Source organism: Nocardioides sp. Arc9.136 (assembly GCF_030506255.1).
GTDB lineage: Bacteria > Actinomycetota > Actinomycetes > Propionibacteriales > Nocardioidaceae > Nocardioides.
The window spans coordinates 3,007,161-3,027,877 of the sequence record NZ_CP113431.1 but is presented as its reverse complement, the minus strand read 5'-3'; the positions used below and the strand labels follow the sequence as shown (position 1 = coordinate 3,027,877).

The 20,717-nt window shown below is 74.1% G+C and carries 17 protein-coding genes and 1 tRNA gene; 11 read left to right on the top strand and 7 right to left on the bottom strand.

Annotated elements, in window-relative coordinates; genetic code table 11:
• Positions 1–3: 3 nt before the first annotated feature.
• Both OSR43_RS14680 and OSR43_RS14675 read left to right on the top strand, forming a co-directional pair.
• Positions 4–660 carry a histidine phosphatase family protein gene (locus tag OSR43_RS14680; protein WP_302267350.1) on the top strand — a complete coding sequence of 219 codons (657 nt, stop codon included), beginning with the start codon at positions 4–6 and terminating at the stop codon, positions 658–660.
• Between the two features lie 50 nt (positions 661–710).
• Positions 711–783: transfer RNA gene (locus OSR43_RS14675), tRNA-Ala, on the top strand.
• Between the two features lie 79 nt (positions 784–862).
• On the opposite strand, the gene OSR43_RS14670 is transcribed toward OSR43_RS14675, so the two are convergent.
• Positions 863–1,318 (bottom strand): hypothetical protein, encoded by a 456-nt coding sequence (locus OSR43_RS14670; protein WP_302267349.1) that lies wholly within the window; start codon positions 1,316–1,318, stop codon positions 863–865.
• Positions 1,319–1,458: 140 nt separating this feature from the next.
• Between OSR43_RS14670 and OSR43_RS14665 the strand changes: the two genes are divergently transcribed.
• Positions 1,459–3,120: an acyl-CoA synthetase gene (locus OSR43_RS14665; RefSeq protein WP_302267348.1), complete on the top strand. Its 1,662-nt coding sequence runs from the start codon at positions 1,459–1,461 to the stop codon at positions 3,118–3,120.
• 62 nt (positions 3,121–3,182) lie between these two features.
• Positions 3,183–3,710 (top strand): Dps family protein, encoded by a 528-nt coding sequence (locus tag OSR43_RS14660; RefSeq protein WP_302267346.1) that lies wholly within the window; start codon positions 3,183–3,185, stop codon positions 3,708–3,710.
• 28 nt (positions 3,711–3,738) lie between these two features.
• Here the strand turns inward: OSR43_RS14660 and OSR43_RS14655 are convergent, their stop codons facing one another.
• On the bottom strand, positions 3,739–5,199 hold the full coding sequence (locus tag OSR43_RS14655; protein ID WP_302267345.1) for an NAD(P)/FAD-dependent oxidoreductase: 1,461 nt from the start codon (positions 5,197–5,199) through the stop codon (positions 3,739–3,741).
• 70 nt (positions 5,200–5,269) lie between these two features.
• Here OSR43_RS14655 and OSR43_RS14650 point away from each other — a divergent pair, with 70 nt between their 5' ends.
• Positions 5,270–6,262, top strand: coding sequence for an AraC family transcriptional regulator (locus OSR43_RS14650; RefSeq protein ID WP_302267344.1), 993 nt, complete (start codon positions 5,270–5,272; stop codon positions 6,260–6,262).
• Here OSR43_RS14650 and OSR43_RS14645 read toward each other — a convergent pair.
• Both OSR43_RS14645 and OSR43_RS14640 read right to left on the bottom strand, forming a co-directional pair.
• Positions 6,255–7,016, bottom strand: a complete 762-nt coding sequence (locus OSR43_RS14645) for an SDR family NAD(P)-dependent oxidoreductase (protein ID WP_302267343.1) — start codon at positions 7,014–7,016, stop codon at positions 6,255–6,257. The genes OSR43_RS14650 and OSR43_RS14645 overlap by 8 nt on opposite strands.
• Before the next feature lie 10 nt (positions 7,017–7,026).
• Positions 7,027–8,022, bottom strand: a complete 996-nt coding sequence (locus OSR43_RS14640) for an NAD-dependent epimerase/dehydratase family protein (protein WP_302267342.1) — start codon at positions 8,020–8,022, stop codon at positions 7,027–7,029.
• 207 nt (positions 8,023–8,229) lie between these two features.
• Between OSR43_RS14640 and leuS the strand changes: the two genes are divergently transcribed.
• The 5 genes from leuS to holA all read left to right on the top strand — a co-directional run bounded on the left by leuS (position 8,230) and on the right by holA (position 16,305).
• Positions 8,230–10,731 (top strand): leucine--tRNA ligase, encoded by a 2,502-nt coding sequence (leuS, locus tag OSR43_RS14635; protein WP_302267341.1) that lies wholly within the window; start codon positions 8,230–8,232, stop codon positions 10,729–10,731.
• A 4-nt stretch (positions 10,732–10,735) separates the two neighbouring features.
• Complete coding sequence (locus tag OSR43_RS14630; RefSeq protein WP_302267340.1) at positions 10,736–11,617, top strand: DegV family protein; 882 nt, start codon at positions 10,736–10,738, stop codon at positions 11,615–11,617.
• Positions 11,618–11,937: 320 nt separating this feature from the next.
• The gene (locus tag OSR43_RS14625) at positions 11,938–12,975 is read left to right on the top strand and encodes a helix-hairpin-helix domain-containing protein (RefSeq protein ID WP_302267339.1); all 1,038 of its coding nucleotides are present in this window, start codon (positions 11,938–11,940) and stop codon (positions 12,973–12,975) included.
• A complete protein-coding gene (locus OSR43_RS14620; protein WP_302267338.1) occupies positions 12,968–15,262 on the top strand; it encodes a ComEC/Rec2 family competence protein in 2,295 nt (764 codons plus the stop codon). The genes OSR43_RS14625 and OSR43_RS14620 overlap by 8 nt, the downstream gene beginning before the upstream one ends.
• Positions 15,263–15,315: 53 nt before the next feature.
• Positions 15,316–16,305: a DNA polymerase III subunit delta gene (gene holA / locus OSR43_RS14615; protein WP_302267337.1), complete on the top strand. Its 990-nt coding sequence runs from the start codon at positions 15,316–15,318 to the stop codon at positions 16,303–16,305.
• Positions 16,306–16,381: 76 nt separating this feature from the next.
• Here the strand turns inward: holA and rpsT are convergent, their stop codons facing one another.
• The 3 genes from rpsT to OSR43_RS14600 all read right to left on the bottom strand — a co-directional run bounded on the left by rpsT (position 16,382) and on the right by OSR43_RS14600 (position 18,728).
• Positions 16,382–16,642 carry a 30S ribosomal protein S20 gene (gene rpsT, locus OSR43_RS14610; protein WP_302267336.1) on the bottom strand — a complete coding sequence of 87 codons (261 nt, stop codon included), beginning with the start codon at positions 16,640–16,642 and terminating at the stop codon, positions 16,382–16,384.
• 149 nt (positions 16,643–16,791) lie between these two features.
• Positions 16,792–17,754: a hypothetical protein gene (locus tag OSR43_RS14605; RefSeq protein WP_302267335.1), complete on the bottom strand. Its 963-nt coding sequence runs from the start codon at positions 17,752–17,754 to the stop codon at positions 16,792–16,794.
• Between the two features lie 35 nt (positions 17,755–17,789).
• A complete protein-coding gene (locus OSR43_RS14600; protein WP_302267334.1) occupies positions 17,790–18,728 on the bottom strand; it encodes a sterol desaturase family protein in 939 nt (312 codons plus the stop codon).
• Between the two features lie 98 nt (positions 18,729–18,826).
• Here OSR43_RS14600 and lepA point away from each other — a divergent pair, with 98 nt between their 5' ends.
• Positions 18,827–20,713, top strand: coding sequence for a translation elongation factor 4 (gene lepA, locus OSR43_RS14595; RefSeq protein WP_302267333.1), 1,887 nt, complete (start codon positions 18,827–18,829; stop codon positions 20,711–20,713).
• Positions 20,714–20,717 lie beyond the last annotated feature (4 nt).

The following is a 20,717-nucleotide window of genomic DNA, read 5'->3' as shown; positions in this document are numbered from 1 at the left end:
GGCGTGGTCGGGCAGGTCCCGGCCCGCCGGCTGGTGCTGCTGCGGCACGGCCGGACGGCCTGGAACGCGGCGCGCCGGGTGCAGGGCCAGCTCGACGTCGAGATCGACGAGCTCGGCCACCAGCAGGCGGCCGCGGCCGCGGTGGTCCTCGCCGCGATGCGTCCGGCCGCCCTGTGGTCCTCCGACAGCGCGCGGGCGCGCCAGACCGCGGCGTACGTCGCGAAGGAGACCGGGCTCGACCCGACGTACGACGCACGCCTGCGGGAGTACTTCCTCGGCGAGCGGCAGGGCCTGACCCACGAGGAGTACGCCGCGCTGGCGCCCGAGGAGTTCGCCGCCTTCCGGACCGGTGACTTCGACGTGGTCCCCGGCGGGGAGCGCGCCCGTGCGGTCGCCGACCGCGTCCGGGCCGCGGTCGGCGACCTGCTGGCCGCGATCGGCCCCGGCGAGCTCGGGGTGGCCGTCTCCCACGGCGCTGCCATCCGCGACGCCGTCCCGGCTCTCCTCGGGTGGCCCGTGGAGGAGCGGGCCGCGCTGCACGGGCTCACCAACTGCGGGTGGGTCGAGCTCGACCAGGCCGAGCCGGGGGCGCCGATGCGGCTCGTGGCCTACAACCGGACCGCCACCGACACCCGGATTTCGTCTTCGGAACGCGTATGAGTAACATTCTGCGAGCCGCCTGACGGGGAGACCCGGACGGCGACAGGCTTGGGGCTGTGGCGCAGCTGGTAGCGCATCTGCATGGCATGCAGAGGGTCAGGGGTTCGAGTCCCCTCAGCTCCACCGAAGAAGATCAGCAGGGCGCGTCTCCTCCGCGAGGAGGCGCGCCCTGTCTGCTTCTCGCTGCGTCGTGCGTGTGGGGTCAGCGGCGCTGCGGGAGGTCGAGCGAGCGCACGACGAGGTCGTCGCGCTGGACGAACTTCGCGAACAGACGGGCGAAGACCTCCTTCTCCTCGAGCGTGAACTCCTCGAGGCTGTCGAGGATCCGCCCGCGCCGCTCGTCCGCGGCGTCGGCGAGGGACGCGGCGGCGCGCTCGCTCAGCTGCAGCACCGCCCGCGGCCGCGACCCGGTCCGGGACACCAGGCCGCGCGCCACCAGGTCGTCGACGAGGCGCCACATGTCCTCGGTGGGCACGCGCAGCTGGGCGATGAGGTCGCACTCGCGCAGCCGGCGGTAGCGGTCGATGCGCATCAGCACGACCAGGCCGAAGCGGCCGAGCCCCGGCGAGAGCCGCTCCGCAGCCCGCGCGAGGTAGGCGTCGCCCTGCACGGCGTACTCCGACAGCGCCTCGTGCACGAGGTCCTCGACCCGGTCCATCCTCTGTCCCCTCCTGTCGGCCACGGCGTCCCCTCAACGAGGAAGCCGCATCTCCGTCCCTGGGACAGGACCGTAACGCTCGTCACACCGGCGTGCTGGTGCTCTACGGTTTCTGCAACCTGTTCCACCCAGGAGGCGCGATGAGCCCGCAGCAGTTCAACCTCTCGACGGTGTTCCGGACCGTGGCCGAGGCCGTGCCCGACCAGGAGGTGCTGGTCTGGCGGGACCGGCGGCTCACCTACCGCGAGCTCGACGGCCGGGTGGACGGCCTGGCCCACCACCTGCGCGCCGCGGGCCTCGGCTGCCGCACCGAGCGCGCCGGCCTCGCCGGGCACGAGTCGGGCCAGGACCACGTGGCGCTCTACCTGCGCAACGGCAACGAGTACCTCGAGGGCATGCTCGCCAGCTACCGCGCCCGCGCGACGGCGGTCAACGTCAACTACCGCTACGTCGAGGAGGAGCTGGCCTACCTCCTGGCCGACTCCGCCGCGACCGCGCTGGTCTACCACGCGGAGTTCGCCCCGCGGGTCGCCGCCGTCCGCGAGCGGCTGCCGCAGCTGCGGGTCCTCGTGCAGGTCGCCGACGGGTCCGGGAACGAGCTGCTGCCCGGCGCGGTCGACTACGAGCATGCGGTCCGCACGCCGGAGCCGCCCGACGGGATGCCCGAGCCGTCGCCCGACGACCTGTTCGTGCTCTACACCGGCGGCACGACGGGGATGCCCAAGGGCGTGCTCTGGCGCCAGGACGACATCTACGTCACCTCCATGGGCGGCACGCCGTTCGGCACCACCGAGCCGCACGCGTCGTACGACGCGATCGCGGAGACGGCCCGCGCCGCCGGCGGCGGGATGACGCTGCTGATGGCCCTCCCGTTCATGCACGGCGCCGCCCAGTGGTCGACGTTCCACACCATCACCGGCGGCGGCAGGATCGTGCTGCCCCACCACGTGGACCACCTCGACGCCGCCGACGTGCTCAGCACCGCGATCCGGGAGGGGGCGGTCAGCATCCCGGTGGTCGGCGACGCCGTCGTGCGCCCGCTGATCGACGAGATCGAGCGGGGCGACTACGACCTCTCCGGGCTGGCGGCGATCAACAACGGCAGCGCCCCGCTGACGCCGGCGGTGCGCGACCGGTTCCTCGAGCTCGCCCCACACATGGTGGTCATGGACGCGGCCGGGTCCTCCGAGACCGGCCTGCAGATGAGCTCGATGTCGCTGAGGGGGATGGCGGCCGACGCCGCCACGTTCGCGCCGGTGCCGGCGACGACGGTGGTCGACGACCTGCTGACGCGGGTGCTGCAGCCCGGGGAGGGAGGTGGCTGGCTGGCGCAGCGCGGCCGGGTTCCGCTCGGCTACCTGGGCGACGCCGCCAAGACGGCGCGCACCTTCCCGGTCATCGACGGCGAGCGGTTCTCGATCCCCGGCGACCGCGCGGACCTGCTCGAGGACGGCCGGATCCGGCTGCTCGGCCGGGACGGGGTCACGATCAACTCCGGCGGCGAGAAGATCTTCGTCGAGGAGGTGGAGCGCGCGCTGGCCCACCACCCCGCGGTGCGCGACGTCGTCGTGGTGGGTCGGCCCTCCGAGCGGTGGGGGAGCGAGCCGGTCGCGGTCGTCCAGCTCGCCGACGGGGCCACCGCCACCGACGAGGAGCTGCTCGCGGAGTGCGCGAAGCACGTCGCGCGCTACAAGGTGCCGCGGGCCGTGGTCCGGGTCGGGCTGGTGGAGCGCTCCCCGTCGGGCAAGGCGGACTACCGCTGGGCCAAGGCGCGGGCGACGGCGGAGCCCGCCCCCGCCTGACGGTGCTTAGGGGAGCCTCTCCTTTCTGGAACCGATCCAGAAAAGCCGATATCGTCCTGCCCATGACCGAACTCCTGCACCCCGACCGGACCCACGTCGCCAAGCCGGCCTTCACCGCCTCCGAGCAGCTCGCCTCGCACCTGCAGCAGCTCAGCGTCGACCTGATCGAGCTGCACCTGCAGGGCAAGCAGGCCCACTGGAACGTCGTCGGCCTGAACTTCCGCGACCTCCACCTGCAGCTCGACGAGGTCGTCGACGCCGCCCGGGAGTACTCCGACCAGGTCGCCGAGCGGATGCGCGCGCTGTACGTCGTCCCCGACGGCCGCTCCGCGACGGTCGCCGCGCAGACCTCGCTGCCGCCGTTCCCGAACGGCGAGGTGAACACCGCCGAGTGCGTCGACCTGGTCACGACCGCGATCTACGCCGTCACCGGCACCGCGCGGCGCATCCACGACGACGTCGACGCCGAGGACCCGACCTCCGCCGACATCCTCCACGTCATCATCGAGCGCCTCGAGCAGCTCGCCTGGATGATCGACGCCGAGAACCGGGTCGCCAACCGCAGCCTGCCGCGCTCGCTGCACCGCTGACCCGCGGCCGGCGGCCGCGGTCGGCGGGTCAGGCGAGCTGCAGCTCGTCCCAGTCGACCTCGGCGGTCCGGGCCTGGTACTCCGCGACCAGGCCCGGCCAGTTCGTCGTGATGCGCGGCCCGTCGACGTACCAGCTGTTGCACCCGGCCCAGGCGCTGGTCGCCAGTCGCGACTGCATCTCCCGGTCGTAGGCGTCGGCGGCGACGGCGGTCGGCTCGACGGTCCGCAGCCCGCGGTCCGCGAGGCGCCGGACGACCCGGGCGACGTAGCCGGCCTGGCCCTCCATCATGGCGATGATCGAGCTGCCGCCCAGGTTGGTGTTGGGTCCGTAGATGCAGAACAGGTTCGGGAAGCCGGGCACCGTGATCCCCAGGTGGGCGCGGGCGCCGTCGGACCAGTGCTCGTGCAGGTCCCGGCCGCCCCGGCCGGTCACCTTCATCGGCGCCAGGAACTCCGTCGCGGCGAAGCCGGTGCCCCAGATGAGCACGTCGGCCTCGTGGAGGCGACCGTCGGCGGTCCGGACGCCGGTCGCCTCGAGGCCGGTGACCTCCTCGGGCACGACCTCGACGTGCTCGCGGGCCAGTGCGGGGTACCACTGGTTGCTGAAGAGCACCCGCTTGCAGCCCAGCGGGTAGTCCGGGACGAGCCGGCGGCGCAGGGCGGGGTCCTTGACCCGGGCCCGCAGGTGCGCCCTCCACGTCGCCTTGATCGCCGCCATCAGCGGCCTGGTCCCGGGTGAGTCGCCGGCCAGGGCGCCGTTGAAGCGCTCGGTCAGCCAGAAGACCGCCCGCCGCTCGGCGCGCAGGGCCGCCGGGAACCGCTCGAAGAGACGGTGGTGGTGCGCCTGGTACTCCTGGTCGGGCTTGGGCAGGACGTAGGGGGCCGAGCGCTGGAAGACCGTCATCGACCCGACGCGGTCGACGATGCCGGGCACGAACTGGACGGCGCTCGCGCCGGTCCCCACGACGGCGACCCGCTTGCCGTCCAGGTCGACGTCGTGGCGCCACTGGGCGGAGTGGAAGGCCGGGCCCTCGAAGTGGCCGGGCACCTTCGGCAGCGCGGGGTTGGAGAGCTGTCCGACCGCCGAGACCAGCACCTCGGCCTCGTAGGTCTCGCCCGCGGCGGTCTCGACGCGCCAGGCCGCGGTCGCCTCGTCGTACGCCGCGGAGGTGACCTCCTGGCCGGTCCGGACCAGGTCGAGCAGGCCCTCGTCCCGGGCGGCGGAGCGGAGGTACTCCAGGATCTCGGGCTGGGTCCCGTAGCGGCGGCTCCAGTGGGGGTTCTGCGCCCACGACCACGAGTAGAGCGGCGACGGCACGTCGCAGGCGGCACCCGGGTAGGTGTTGTCCCGCCACACCCCGCCCACGTCGTCGGCGCGCTCCAGCACCGTGATGTCGGTGATGCCCTGCTCGCGCAGCGCGCGGGCCGCGCCCAGGCCGCCGAAGCCGGCGCCGATGATCACCACGCGGGGTCCCTGCTGGTCTGCCATGGCGACGAACCTAGGAGCGGCCGGGGTGGCGGGGGAGGCGTCGCGCCCACCGTGCTTGATAATTCCGGCCATGGAGGACGACGCGCACTCCGTGCAGGTCGTCGAGCCGGCCGCGCGGGACTGGGAGTTCCCACGGGCCGCGGCGGGGACCGCCCACCTCGTGGGGTACGCCGCGGCGCGCGGCGTGGGCGCGGACGTGGTGCTGGCCGGCACCGGCCTGCGGGCGGCCGACCTGGCGGTGCCGGGCCGCGAGGTGACCGCCGCGCAGGAGCTGCTGGTCGTGCGGACGCTGCAGCGGCTGCTGCCCGGGTCGGGCGGCCACGTCGGGGCGACGTACCGGGCCTCGTCGTTCGGCGTCCTGGGCTACGCGCTGCTCGCCAGCCGGACGGTCCGCGAGGCCATGGAGGTGACGCTGCGCTTCATCGACCTCTCCTACGCCTTCGCGCTGCCGCGCGCGGAGCTGTCCGGCGACCGCGTGCGGCTGGTCGTGGACGGCAGCGGCCTGCCCGGTGACGTGCGGGCCTTCCTGGTCGCCCGGGACACCACGGCGATCCACGTCGTCGCGGACTCGCTGGTGCCCGGCGGGCTGGGGGCCACGCGGACCCTCGGGACCGACCTGGGGGTGCTCGACCTGGCCGCCTCCGAGCTCGACCGGCCGCTGCCGCGCGACACCTCGACGGCCGGCGCGCAGCTCGCCGAGGACATGTGCCGCGACGTCGTCGCCCGCCGCCGCGAGCGCACCGGGGTGGCGCGCGACGTGCAGGTGCTGGTCACCCAGCGGCTGCCCGAGGGGGCGCCGATGGCGGCGGTCGCCGGCGGCCTCGGCCTGAGCGAGCGCAGCCTCCGGCGCCGGCTCGCCGACGCCGGGGTCGGCTACCGGGCCCTCGTCGAGGAGGTCCGGGAGTCGCTGGCGCGCTCGCTGCTGGAGTCGCGCGCGACGCTGCCGGTGGCCGACGTGGCGCGCCGGCTGGGGTACGCCGACGCGGCGGCGTTCACCCACGCGTTCACGCGGTGGACGGGCGTGCCGCCGGCGGCGTACGCCCGGGGCGAGCGGCTCAGGTGATCGTCATGCCGCCGTCGACGACGAGGGTCTGGCCGGTGATGTAGCCGCCCGCGGCGGAGGCGAGGAAGACCCCGGCCGCGGCCAGCTCGGCGGGCTCGCCCTTGCGGCCCAGCGGGATGCGGTCCTGGCGGGACTCGAGGTAGCCCGGCGGGTACTGCTCGGTCATCTCGGTGTCGAAGAAGCCCGGCGCGATCGCGTTGACGCGGATGCCCTTGCGGCCGGTCCACTGCTGGGCGAGGTCGCGGGTCAGGCCGATCAGGCCGGCCTTGGTGGCGGCGTACGCCGCCTGCGGGAGCCCGGCGGTGGTGAGGCCGAGGACCGAGGAGATGTTGACGATGCTGGAGCCGGGCTGCATGACGCGTCCGCACGCCTGGGCCATCCAGTAGCAGCCGTTGAGGTTGACGTCGACGACGCCGCGGAACTGCTCGGGGGTCTCGCGGGTGGCCGGGACCGCGGTGCCGATGCCGGCGTTGTTGACCAGGACGTCGACGTGGCCGAGCTCCTCCATCGCCAGCGCGACGAGGTTGGTGCAGGAGTCGGGGTCGGCGACGTCGGTCGGCACCGGCAGCGCCCGGCGGCCGGCGGCCTCGACCAGGCGTGCGGTCTCGGCGAGCCGGTCGGCGCGGCGCGCGCCGAGGACCACGTCGGCGCCGGCCTCGGCGAAGGCCTGGGCGAACGCGACGCCGAGGCCGCTGCTCGCACCGGTGACGACGGCGACCTTGCCGTCGAGTCGGAACATGTCGGTGACGGTCATGGCGGGCACTCTAGGCCCGCACCCCGAGCGTCTCGCGCAGGCCGTCGGCAGCGCTGACCCGGGGCGTCCAGCCCAGCTGCTCCTTGGCGCGCGTGGTGTCCATGATCGCCGGGTGGGCCAGCGCCTCGACCCACTGCGCGGGCTGGGGGAGGCCCGGCACGGCCGCCGCTAGCCGGGCGGCCGCGTGCGCCGGACCGGCCGGCAGCGGGACCGGGACGCCGCCCAGGACGCGCACCACGTCCGCCGCGGTCAGCGTGTCGTCCGCGGCGATGTTGTAGGCGCCCGGCGGGCCGGCGGCGACCACGCACCGCAGCAGCGCCTGCCCGACGTCGGACTCGTGGACCAGCTGCAGGGGGAGGTCCGGGACCGGCACGGGGACCGGCGGCAGCCGCGTGGGCAGGTGCCGCAGCACGGCACCGAGGCCACGGGCCCACTCCGGCAGCCGCACCTTGCCCCCGACGGCGTTCGGGCCGACGACGATCGGCGGGCGCGGCAGGTAGAGGTCGATCCCCTGGCGCTCGGCGGCCTCCTCGCGCAGCAGCACCTCCAGCTCGGCCTTCTCCCGGGCGTAGAAGAGCCGGTCGGCCGGGCGGACCGGCCAGTCCTCGGTGATGCCGACCGGGTTGTCGGGGTGGAAGCCGTACGCCGCGACCGAGCTGGCGTGGACGAACCGCCGGGCCCCCGCGTCGGCTGCCGCGCGGAACGCGTTGAGCGTGCCCTCCACGTTGATCGCCCGGGTCGCCTCGGCCGAGCCGCCGACGATGGCGAAGGCCAGGTGCACCACCACGTCGGCCCCGGCGAACACCTCCGCCAGGGCGGCCCGGTCGCGCACGTCGCCACGCCGGTAGGTCGTCTTCACCCAGCCGCGCGCCGCCGGGTCGACCTCGCTCCGGGCGACGCCCACCACGCGCCGTACCCGCTCGTCGGCCTCGAGCAGCGGGAGCAGCCCCGCGCCGAAGGTGCCGGTCGGCCCGGTGACGGCCACGGTCAGGTCGGTCTCGGTCATGGCGGCCCCGTACCCCCGGCGCCGGTCGCGGTACCATGGCCGCCATGCGCAGGACCCTGCTCCTTACCTAGCCGCGTCGACGAGCACGACCCGACGCGGCTGCCCCTCGCGAGAGAGGGGCCTTTTTTGTGTGCGCAGTCATGCCCGGGCGTGACCGGGACCGAGCAGGACGACCACCTCACGCACAAGACGGGAAGAGACACGCAGATGAGCGAGCAGGCGGGCCGGCCGGACGAGGCCGCGACGTACGACATGACCGCGGCGCAGGAGAAGTGGCGCGGGGTCTGGGAGGGCCTCGACCCGTTCCGCGCCGGCAGCGCCGCGCCCGGGGCGGAGAAGCGCTACGCGCTGACGATGTTCCCCTACCCCTCCGGCGACCTGCACATGGGCCACGCCGAGGTGATGGCGCTGCACGACGTCATCGCGCGCTACTGGTGGCAGAAGGGCTACGACGTCCTCAACCCCATCGGTTGGGACTCCTTCGGCCTGCCCGCCGAGAACGCCGCGATCCGCAACGACGAGCACCCGGCGACCTACACCTACGCCAACATCGAGACCCAGGCGGAGTCCTTCCGCCGCTACGGCATCTCCTTCGACTGGTCGCGGCGCCTGCACACCTCCGACCCGGAGTACTACCGCTGGACCCAGTGGCTGTTCCTGAAGTTCCGCGAGCGGGGCCTGGCCTACCGCAAGAACAGCCCGGTCAACTGGTGCCCGAACGACCAGACGGTGCTCGCCAACGAGCAGGTCGTCGGCGGCATGTGCGAGCGGTGCGGGGCGGAGGTGACCAAGCGCGAGCTGAACCAGTGGTACTTCAAGGTCACCGACTACGCCCAGCGGCTGCTCGACGACATGGACGCGCTCTCGGGCACCTGGCCCGACCGCGTGCTGGCCATGCAGCGCAACTGGATCGGCCGCTCCGAGGGCGCGCACGTCGACTTCGACATCGAGCTGGCCTCGGGGGAGTCCCGGACGGTCACGGTCTTCACGACCCGCCCCGACACGTTGTACGGCGCGACCTTCATGGTGGTGGCCGCGGACGCGAAGCTGGCCGCCGAGGTCGTCGCGCCGTCCCAGGAGCCCGCGCTGGCGGCGTACGTCGAGGAGATCCGCAAGGCCTCCGACATCGACCGGCTCTCCACCGAGCGGCCGAAGTCCGGTGTCGACCTCGGCGTCACCGCGGTCAACCCGGTCACCGGCGAGCGGATGCCGGTCTGGGCCTCGGACTACGTGCTGGCCGACTACGGCACCGGCGCGATCATGGCCGTCCCCGCGCACGACCAGCGCGACCTGGACTTCGCGAAGGTCTTCGGGCTGCCGGTCCGGCGCGTCGTGGCGGTGCCCGACGAGGAGGGCAACCCCGAGGAGACGTACGTCGCCACGACCGGTGACGGCACCTACGTCAACAGCGGGCCGCTGGACGGGCTGAGCGACAAGGCCGCCGGCATCAGCCGGATCATCGAGCAGCTCGAGGCCGACGGCCGCGGCACCGGCACGGTGAACTTCCGGCTGCGCGACTGGCTGCTGAGCCGCCAGCGCTTCTGGGGCGCGCCGATCCCGATCGTCCACTGCCCCGACTGCGGCGAGGTCCCGGTGCCGGAGGACCAGCTGCCGGTGCGGCTGCCCGACGACCTCAGGGGCGCCGACCTCAAGCCCAAGGGTGTCTCGCCGCTGGCGGCCGCGGAGGCGTGGGTCAACACCGAGTGCCCCTCCTGCGGCGGCCCCGCCAAGCGGGACAGCGACACGATGGACACGTTCGTCGACTCCTCGTGGTACTACCTGCGCTACCTGGACCCCTCCTACGACCAGGGTCCGTTCGACCCCGAGCAGGCCCGCGAGTGGATGCCGGTCGCGCAGTACGTCGGCGGCGTCGAGCACGCGATCCTGCACCTGCTCTACTCCCGGTTCTTCACCAAGGTGCTGCACGACATGGGGATGGTCGACTTCGTCGAGCCGTTCTCGGCGCTGCTCAACCAGGGCCAGGTCATCAACCAGGGCAAGGCGATGTCGAAGTCGCTGGGCAACGGCGTCAACCTCGGCGAGATGATCGACACCTACGGCGTCGACGCGGTGCGGCTGACGATGGTCTTCGCCGGCCCGCCCGAGGACGACATCGACTGGGCCGACATGTCGCCCGGTGGCGCCGTGAAGTTCCTCCAGCGCGCGTGGCGCCTGGCCGGTGACGTCACGGCCCCGGCCGGCACGCCCGTCGAGGGCGGCGACCTCGCGCTGCGCAAGGCGACCCACAAGACGCTGCACGAGGTGGAGCAGCTGATCGAGGGACACCGGTTCAACGTGGTGGTCGCCCGGACGATGGAGCTGGTGAACACCACCCGCAAGGCCATCGACTCCGGCTGCGGCCCGGCCGACCCCGCGGTGCGCGAGGCCGTGGAGGCGGTCGCGGTCCTGCTGTCCCTCGTGGCGCCGTACACCGCCGAGGAGATGTGGGAGCGGCTCGGTCACCAGCCGACCGTCGCCCGCGTCGGCTGGCCGACGGTCGACCCCGCGCTGCTGGTCGAGGACACCGTGACCGCGGTCGTCCAGATCCAGGGCAAGGTCAAGGCCCGCCTGGAGGTCGCCCCCGACATCTCCGAGGCCGACCTGGAGCAGCTCGCGATGGCCGACCCGGCGGTGGTCCGGGCGATCGACGGACGCCCGGTCCGCAAGGTGGTCGTCCGGGCCCCGAAGCTGGTCAACGTGGTGGTCTGAGGCCATGCCCGCCGACTCGCCGGTGTCCTCCGGACGCACCGTCGTCGTCACCGACTCGACCGCCAGCCTCCCCGCGGAGGTGGCGGCCGAGCACGGTCTCCTCGTCGTGCCGCTGCAGGTCGTCATCGGCGCGCAGGTGCACGACGAGGGCGAGCACGGGGCGACCCCCGACATGGTCGCGGCCGCGCTGAAGTCCTTCACGCCGGTCAGCACCTCGCGGCCCTCCCCGGCGACCATGGCGGCGGCGTACGAGCGCGCGGTCGCCGACGGGGCCACCTCGATCGTGTCGGTCCACATCTCCGGCGACATGAGCGGGACCTTCGAGTCCGCGCAGCTCGCGGCTCGCGAGGCCTCCGTCCCGGTCATCGCCGTCGACTCGCGCCAGGTGGGGGTCGCGACCGGGTACGCCGCGCTGGCGGCCGCCGAGGTCGCCGCGGCCGGCGGCTCGGCCGAGGAGGTCGCCGAGGCGGCCCGCGCCCGCGCCGAGGCCTCGTCCTCGCTGTTCTACGTCGACACCCTGGAGTACCTCCGCCGCGGCGGCCGGATCGGCGCCGCCGCCGCGCTGCTCGGCGGGGCGCTCGCGGTCAAGCCGCTGCTCACCATCAGCGACGGCCGGGTCGAGTCGCTCGAGCGGGTGCGCACCTCCCAGCGCGCGCTCGCCCGGCTCGAGGAGCTCGCCGCCGAGGCCGCCGGCGACCAATCGGTCGACGTCTGCGTCGCCCACCTCGCCAGCGCCGACCGCGCAGCCGCCCTCACCGACCGGCTGGCCGAGCGGCTAGCCGACCAGCTCGAGGGCCGCGACGTCTGGTGCGGCGAGCTCGGCGCCGTCCTCGGCGCCCACGTCGGCCCCGGCATGCTGGCCGTCTGCGTCGCGCCTCGTCCCTGAGGTCTTCGGGCTCGCGTCGCAGGAGTCCCCGGTGAACCGGGGACTCCTGCGCTTTCCGGGGTAGATCTGCCCCGGTGAGCGAGGGACTGCCCCGGGAAGGTCGTCGGGGCGGGGTGGTGGCGTGCCGGTTTCCCCGGGGCCCGGGGAAACCAGCGCTTCTCAGGGGAAGCATCGCCTGAGAAGCACAGGTTTCCCCTGAGGAGTCGGCGGTACGGCGCCGGCGCCCGGTTGTCGCGCACAGGCCGGCCGCCGCGCAGCACGGTCCACAGCCGGTGCCCGGCCGCGGGCAGCGGCGGCCCGGCGTACCTAGCGTCGCCGGCATGCGTACCCGCCGTGTCACCGCCGAGCACCAGGAGGCCGTCTCCCGACGGCTGGCCCTGCTGAGCGCCGAGCTCGCCGCCGAGCGGCCGCCGGCCTGGGGCCCGCCCCTGGAGCCCTCACCGGGGCGAGAGCCCGAGCCGTACGCCGCGCCCCTGACCGAGCCGCCGCCCACCGAGCCGGACTGGACGAGCGAGCACACCCGGATCCGACCCCGGGTCGCGGCGGCCGAGCCACCTCCGGACCCGGAGCCCGCGTGGCAGCCGCCGGCGGTGCCGGTGCCCGGACGGCACGCGGCCCGCCGTCCGCGGTCGCTCGTGCCGGCGGCGGTCGGCGCGGTGCCGGAGACGCTGCGCGGCCGGGCGGCGCTCGGCAGCGCCCAGCTGACCGTCGTGGCCGTGGTGGTGGCGATCGGGCTGGCGGTGACCTGCTGGTGGGTCGTCCGGGGCGACCCGTCGGCGCCCGTGGCGCCGACGCCCGTGGCGACGTCGCCGGTCGCGGACCTGGTGGAGGTGCCGCCGGCGGCGGCGCCCGCGCCCACACCCGCAGCCGGCACGGGCGACGTGACCCCGGGCGCGGCCGCCGAGCTCGTCGTCGACGTGGCGGGCAAGGTGCGCCGGCCCGGCATCGTCGTGCTCGAGAGCGGCGCGCGGGTCGTCGATGCACTCGAGGCGGCCGGCGGCGCGCGACCGGGCGCTGACCTGTCCGGCCTCAACCTGGCCCGGCTGCTGGTCGACGGGGAGCAGGTCCTGGTGGGCAGGCCGGCGACCGCGCGGGCAGGCGTCCCGGGGACCCTTCCCGGCACCTCGGGGACTCCTGGGACGCCGGGCGCGCCGACCGCCCTGGTCGACCTGAACCTGGCCACCCCCGTCGAGCTGGAGGCGCTCCCGGAGGTGGGACCGGTGACGGCCGCGGCGATCGTGGCCTGGCGCGAACAACACGGTGGCTTCAGCGCCGTCGACGAGCTGCTCGAGGTGGACGGGATCGGTGAGGCGACGCTCGGGCAGGTGCGGCCCTACGTGACGGTCGGAGGTGGCTGAGCGCGTCGACGTCCGGATGCCGCTGCTCGCCGCCGGCGCGTGGCTCGCCGGCCTCGCGGCGCAGCTGCTGCCGGGGCCGCTCCTGGGCCTGGCCGCCGGGCTGGTGCTGCTGGCGGCGCTCGCAGCGGTCGCACGCGACCGCGGGCGGCTGACCACCGTCGCCGCCGTCGTGCTGGTGGTGGCGGCCGTCGGGTGCTCGGCCGCCGTCCGGGCCGAGCAGACGGCGACCAACCCGGTCGCCGACCTCGCCAGGGAGCGCGCCGCGGTGACCGTGACCGGGACGGTGGTGGCCGACCCGCGTCCGGTGGAGGGCGGGTTCGCCGACCGGGTGCTCACCCGGCTGGAGGTCGTGGAGGTCACCGGGCGGGGGACGACCACGCGGCTGGTCACCCGGGTGCTCGTCCTCGGCGACGAGCCCTGGGCCGAGGTCAGGCTCGGCTCGACGGTCCGGGTCACCGGGCGGCTGGACACCGCGGAGGGCGAGGACCTCGCCGGCGTGCTGGTGGCGGGCACGCCGCAGCTGCTCGCCGGCCCCGGCCCGTGGTGGCGCGGTGCGGACGCGGTCCGCTCCTCGATCCGCGACGCGGTGGCCCACCGGCCCGCCGACCAGGCGGCGCTGGTCCCGGCGCTGGTCACCGGCGACGACCAGCTGCTCGACGAGGAGCTCGAGGAGGACTTCCGGACGACCGGCCTCACCCACCTGCTCGCCGTCTCCGGCACCAACCTGACCCTCGTCGTCGGGTTCCTGCTCCTCCTGGCCCGGTGGTGCGGCGTCCGCGGGCGGGGCATGTACGTCGTGGGGGCCCTCGGCATCGTCGGGTTCGTGCTGCTCGCCCGCACGGAGCCCAGCGTGCTCCGCGCCGCGGTGATGGGCTCGGTCGCGCTGCTGGCGCTCGGTGTGCACGCGCTGCAGCGGGGCTTCCGGGCGCTGGGCGTGGCGGTCGTGGTCCTGCTGCTCGTGCAACCAGGCCTGGCGGTCTCGCCCGGGTTCGCGCTGTCGGTCCTCGCGACTGCCGGCATCCTGGTGCTCGCGCCGGTCTGGCGCGACGCCCTGGCCCGCTGGACACCGAGGTGGGTGGCCGAGGCGGTGGCCGTGCCGCTCGCTGCCCAGCTCGCCTGCACCCCCGTCGTCGCTGCGCTCTCCGGCGAGGTCAGCCTGGTCGCGGTCGCGGCGAACCTCGTGGTGGCTCCGGTGGTCGGTCCCGCGACCGTCCTGGGGCTCGCCGGCGGCCTGGTCGGGCTGGTCTGGGAGCCCGCGGGGCGGGTGCTCGGCACCGGTGCCGGGTGGTGCGTGGGGTGGATCGTGGCGGTGGCCGACCGGGGGGCCGACCTGCCCACGGCCGCGGTGGGCTGGGGCACGGGCCCCGTGGCGCTCGCGCTCCTCGCGGTCGGCTGCGTGCTCCTGGCCCTGGCGCTGCGGCCGCTGCTCGCCCGGCGGTCCACAGCGCTGGCGCTGGCCGCGGTCCTCGCCGTGGTGGTGCTGGTGCGTCCGCCGACCCCGGGGTGGCCGGCGGGGGACTGGGTCCTGGCGATGTGCGACGTGGGGCAGGGCGACGCGCTGGTGCTGCGGTCGGGGCCGGGGGAGGCGGTCGTCGTCGACGCCGGACCCGAGCCGGGGCCGGTCGACCGGTGCCTCGACGACCTCGGGGTCGAGCGGGTGCCGCTCGTCGTGCTCACCCACTTCCACGCCGACCACGTCGACGGGCTCGCGGGCGTCCTGGACGGCCGCGCGGTCGGTGCGGTCGAGACGACGCCCGTGCTCGACCCGGCCGGCGGCGTCGCGGACGTCGACGCCGCGGCGGCAGCGGCCGGGCTGGAGGTCCGGGCGGCGTCGTACGGCGCGACGCGGCGGGTGGGGCAGGTGACGCTGCAGGCGCTGTGGCCGCTGCCCACCGCCACGACGCGGCCGACGGGGGAGCCGGGGGAGTCGGCCAACGACGGGAGCGTGGTGCTGCTCGCCGAGGTGGCGGGTGTGCGCGTGCTGCTCACCGGGGACCTCGAGCCCCCGGGCCAGGCCGCGCTCGCCCGGGCGCTGCCCGGCCTGCGCGTCGACGTGCTCAAGCTGCCGCACCACGGCAGCAGGTACCAGGACCTGCCGTTCCTCGCCTCGCTCGAGGCTCAGGTGGTGCTGGTCTCGGTGGGCCGGGACAACGACTACGGCCACCCCGCCGACGACGTGCTGGGACCGCTGGCGGCGGCCGGCGCCGAGGTGCGGCGCACCGACGAGGACGGCGACGTCCTGGTCCTGGCCACGGCGGACGGTCCCGCCACCCGCACCCGCCGGTGAGGGGGCGGCCGAGGCGCGGCGCCGTCGGTCGGCTGTGGGAGGCTGGGCGCACCATGGCAGCAGCAGGTCCGAAGGCAGCAGACGTCCTGGGCCGGGTCACCCTGGTGACCGGCAAGGAGGAGTTCCTCAACGAGCGCACCGTCTCGGCGGTGCGCGAGGCGGTGCGTGCGCACGACGCCGAGGCGGAGCTCACGGAGACGTCGGCCGGCGACCTGACGCTGGCCACCCTCGGCGAGATGTCGGCCCCCTCGCTCTTCTCCAGCACCCGGTGCGTGGTCGTGCGGGCCCTGGAGAACCTGCCCGAGGAGTCGGTCGCGGGGCTGCTGTCCTATGCCGACGCCCCGGTCGAGGACGTCGCCCTGGTGCTCGTGCACGGCGGAGGGCCGAAGGGCAGCGGGGTGCTCACCAAGCTCCGCAAGGCGGCCGGCGTCACCGAGTCGAAGTCCGGGGAGCTCAAGGCCTCGGAGTTCCCGGGGTTCGTCGCCGCCGAGGTGCGTCGGCACGGCTCGACCATCGACCAGGAGGCGGCGTCCTTCCTCGTCTCGGCCGTCGGCCAGGACCTGCGCTCGCTGTCCGCCGCCGCCCACCAGCTGACCCACGACTTCCTCGGCCAGCCCCTGGACACCGAGAAGGTCAAGCGGTACTTCGGCGGACGGGCCGAGGCCAAGTCCTTCGCCGTCGCGGACGCGGCGTTCTCCGGCCGCCGCCAGGTCGCGCTCGAGGAGCTGCGGTGGGCGATCGACGGTGGGACGGCGCCGGTGCTGGTCACCTCGGCCTTCGCCGGAGGGGCGCGCGGGCTGGCCCGCTACCAGGGGGCGCCGCGCGGCATGCGGGAGGCCGACCTGGCCCGTGAGGTCGGCGTACCGCCGTGGAAGCTGCGCTCGATCCGCGACCAGTCCCGCGGCTGGTCCGAGCAGGGCCTGGCCCGCGCGATCCGCGCGGTCGCCCAGGCCGACGCCGACATCAAGGGCGCGGCCAGCGACGCGTCGTACACCCTCGAGCGGCTGGTGCTGACCATCACCGCCCTGCGCGACACCCGCTGAGGACCCCGCGGCCGCCGGGCGGGCCCACAACGCGAAGAAGGCGTCGACCCGAAGGGTCGACGCCTGTTCGCGGGCCTCAGAGAGAGGCGGCCTTCTTGGCGATCGCGGACTTGCGGTTCGCGGCCTGGTTCTTGTGGATGACGCCCTTGGAGGCGGCCTTGTCCAGCAGGCGCGACGCGTCGCGGGCCGCGGTGGACGCGGTCTCCTTGTCGCCCGCCTCGGCGGCCTTGCGGAACTTGTTCACGGCGGTCTTCAGGCCGGTCTTGACGGCCTTGTTCCGCTCGTGACGCTTCTCGTTCTGCTTGTTCCGCTTGATCTGGGACTTGATGTTCGCCACTACTGCGCCTTCGTCGTAGGTGTGGGGTGCTGTGCTGGGTGGTGCTGGTGGTGCAGGTCCTCGGTGCTGTCGGCGCCTCCGCCCATGGGGTGGGCGCCGGACATGCGACGTACGAGATTAGCAGCGGGCGTTCGGGCCGCCCAAATCGCTCACGACCAGCCGCGACGCTGCGCCAGCCAGCCCCACGTCGCCTCGGCCCGCCGGCGCTGCGAGGTCCGGAGGAACGGCGAGGTCGCCGGTACCCGCTGGGCCTGCATCACGAGGAAGTATCCCGCGTGCAGCGCCAGGACCGCGTCGACGTGGTCGGCCGGCACGTCCCGCGTCAGCGGCGCCCGCACGAGCACGGCGTCGACGTCCAGCCCGTCCTCGCGCGCGCCGATGAGCAGCGCGACGGTGTCGAACCACGCCGCACCGCGGACCGGCCAGGTCCAGTCGCACAGCAGCACCCGGCCGTCGGCGGCGAGCAGCACGTTGTCGTCGCGGACGTCGGCGTGGACGAGCGTGTCGCCGGCGGTCACCGACAGGGCGAGCCGGGCCAGCCCGGCGGCCTCCGCGCCGTGCTCGGCCAGCCCCGGGACGGCGAGGCCGCGGCCCAGGTCCTGGAGGAGGACGCGGTCCCAGCACGACGGCCAGCCCGCCATCTCCTCGGCCGCGGTGGCCGTAGCCAGGCCGGGGGGCGCCGGGGTGAGCGCCTCCGCCACGACGCCGAGCATCGCCACCGCCCGGTCGAGGTCCTCGGTGCGCCAGGGGCGGGGCGGGGTGACGTGCTCGACGTGCTCGATGCCGAGCACGACCCAGTCGTCGTCGTGGGACCAGCGCAGCGACGGCGCGGGCACCGCCGCGGGCAGCGCCCCGAGCGCACGCGCCTCCTCGCGGTAGGACTCCGCGAACGCCCGCTGGGCGACGACCGAGGCGGCCTTGACGAAGTGACGGCTGCCGTCCTCGCAGGTCAGGACCGACGCGAAGCCGGGGGTGAAGCCGCTCGTCTGCGAGCGGGCGCCCACCACCGGCGAGCCGCAGCGCTGCGCGACCAGGTCCCGCACGTGCGGGGGCAGGAAGTGCCACTCCAGCCGACGTGCGGTGCGGCCGTGCGGGACGGACAGGACGCTCACCGGAGCATCCTGCGGCACGACGGGCGCACCCGGCGCTACCGGGCCGGCGAGGCGTCGTCGAGGGCCGTGGCCGCGGGCGCGCCGACCGGGCGCGGCTCCGGGCGCCAGCCGGGCGGGCCGAACACGTACCCGAGCTTGGCCCGCAGCGTCGGTGCGCCCCGCACGTCGCGCGCGATCGCGGCGTACTCGTGGGTCTGCAGCCGCAGCACGTGGTAGGTCCCGACCGGCGACGTGAGCCCGTACGTCGGGCGGTGCAGCTCGGGCTGGAAGGTCCCGAAGAGCCGGTCCCAGACGATGAGGATGCCGCCGTAGTTGCGGTCGAGGTACTCCGGGTCGCTGCCGTGGTGCACCCGATGGTGCGAGGGGGTGTTGAGGACCAGCTCGACGGGCCGCCACAGGGTGCGGATGCGCTCGGTGTGGACGAAGAACTGGTAGACGAGGCTGAGCGAGAAGCCGAGGAAGACCAGGGCCGGCGGCACGCCGAGCAGCGGCAGCGGCGCCCAGATGACCAGCTCGTGGGAGTTGTTCCACTTCTGCCGCAGCGCGGTCGAGAAGTTGAACTGCTCGCTGGAGTGGTGGGCCTGGTGGGTCGCCCACACGAGCCGCACCCGGTGCGCGACGCGGTGGGCCCAGTAGAAGAAGAAGTCCACGCCGAGCACCGCCAGGACGACGGTCCACCAGGCGTCCACGGGCAGCTGCCACGGGGCGACGTGCACGAAGAGCACCGTGTAGACCGCGAGGCCGAGCAGCTTCCACAGCGCCATCGTCACCACGGACACCGAGCCGAGCGAGACGCTGGTGAAGGCGTCGCGCCGGTCGTACCGCGGGCTGCCGTCGGGGCGCTCGTCCTCCAGGAAGTACGCCGCGAGCGCCTCCACGACGACGAAGAGCAGGAAGAAGGGCATCGCCAGCACGACCGGCTCCCGCAGCGCGTCAGGGATCGAGTGCCAGGTCGACTGGAGGACATCGGTCACCCGGGGATCCTGCCGCATCCGGCGAGTCGGGGTGAGGGGTTCTGGCGTGGGAGGATGGGCCGGTCCGTCCTCACCACCACGTACGTCGAGAAGAGCCCGTGCCCCAGACGCCTGCGCCGAAGCCCGGCCACACCGATCCCGCGATCATCCGGAACTTCTGCATCATCGCGCACATCGACCACGGCAAGTCGACCCTCGCCGACCGGATGCTCCAGCTCACGGGCGTGGTGGGGGAGCGCGAGGCCAAGGCGCAGTACCTCGACCGCATGGACATCGAGCGCGAGCGCGGCATCACCATCAAGTCGCAGGCGGTCCGGATGCCGTGGACGGTCACCGAGGAGGCGGCCGCCGAGCACCACATCGAGGCCGGAGCCGGCACCTACGTCCTCAACATGATCGACACCCCCGGGCACGTCGACTTCACCTACGAGGTGTCCCGCTCGCTGGAGGCCTGCGAGGCCGCGATCCTCCTCGTGGACGCGGCGCAGGGCATCGAGGCCCAGACGCTGGCGAACCTCTACCTCGCCATGGGTGCGGACCTGCAGATCATCCCGGTGCTCAACAAGATCGACCTGCCCTCGGCGAACGTCGACAAGTACGCGCTCGAGCTGGCCAACCTGGTCGGCTGCGACCCCGAGGACGTGCTCCTCACCTCCGCCAAGACCGGGGTCGGCGTGGAGGCGCTGCTCAACGAGATCGTGAAGCAGGTCCCGGCGCCCGTCGGCGTCGCCGACGCCCCGGCCCGCGCCCTGATCTTCGACTCCGTGTACGACACCTACCGCGGCGTGGTCACCTACGTCCGCGTCGTCGACGGCTCGCTGAAGCACCGCGACCGGATCAAGATGATGTCTACCGGAGCGGTCCACGAGATGCTCGAGGTCGGCGTGATCAGCCCCGAGCCGATGAAGGCAGGCGAGCTGGGGGTCGGCGAGACCGGCTACCTCATCACCGGCGTGAAGGACGTCCGCCAGTCCCGGGTCGGCGACACGGTCACCAGCCAGCACCACGGCGCCACCGAGCCGCTCGGCGGCTACGCGCACCCCAACCCGATGGTCTACGCCGGTCTCTACCCGATCGACGGCGACCAGTACCCCGAGCTGCGCGACGCGCTCGAGAAGCTCCAGCTCAACGACGCCTCGCTCACCTACGAGCCGGAGACGTCGGGCGCGCTCGGCTTCGGGTTCCGCTGCGGCTTCCTCGGCCTGCTGCACATGGAGATCACGCGCGAGCGGCTCGAGCGGGAGTTCGACCTCGACCTCATCTCGACCGCCCCGAACGTGGTCTACGAGGTCGTCATGGAGGACGGCACGCAGCTGACCGTGACGAACCCCAGCGAGTACCCCGACGGCAAGATCAGCGAGGTCCGCGAGCCGGTCGTCAACGCGACGATCCTGGCCCCGGCGGACTACATCGGCACGATCATGGAGCTGTGCCAGCAGAAGCGCGGCACGTTGCTCGGCATGGACTACCTCTCCGAGGACCGGGTCGAGATGCGCTACACGCTGCCGATGGGCGAGATCGCCTTCGACTTCTTCGACCAGCTGAAGTCGAAGACCAAGGGCTACGCCTCGCTCAACTACGAGCGGTCCGGGGAGCAGACCGCCGACCTGGTCAAGGTCGACATCCTGCTGCAGGGCGAGCCGGTCGACGCGTTCTCCGCCATCGTCCACCGCGAGGCGGCCTACGGGTACGGCGTGATGATGGCCGGCAAGCTCAAGGAGCTCATCCCGCGCCAGCAGTTCGAGGTGCCGATCCAGGCGGCCATCGGCGCCCGGGTCATCGCCCGCGAGAACATCCGCGCCATCCGCAAGGACGTCCTGGCCAAGTGCTACGGCGGTGACATCACCCGCAAGCGCAAGCTGCTGGAGAAGCAGAAAGAGGGCAAGAAGCGGATGAAGATGGTCGGCCGCGTCGAGGTCCCCCAGGAGGCGTTCGTGGCCGCGCTGTCCACCACCGCGTCGGCGGAGAAGAGCGGCAAGAAGTAGCCGC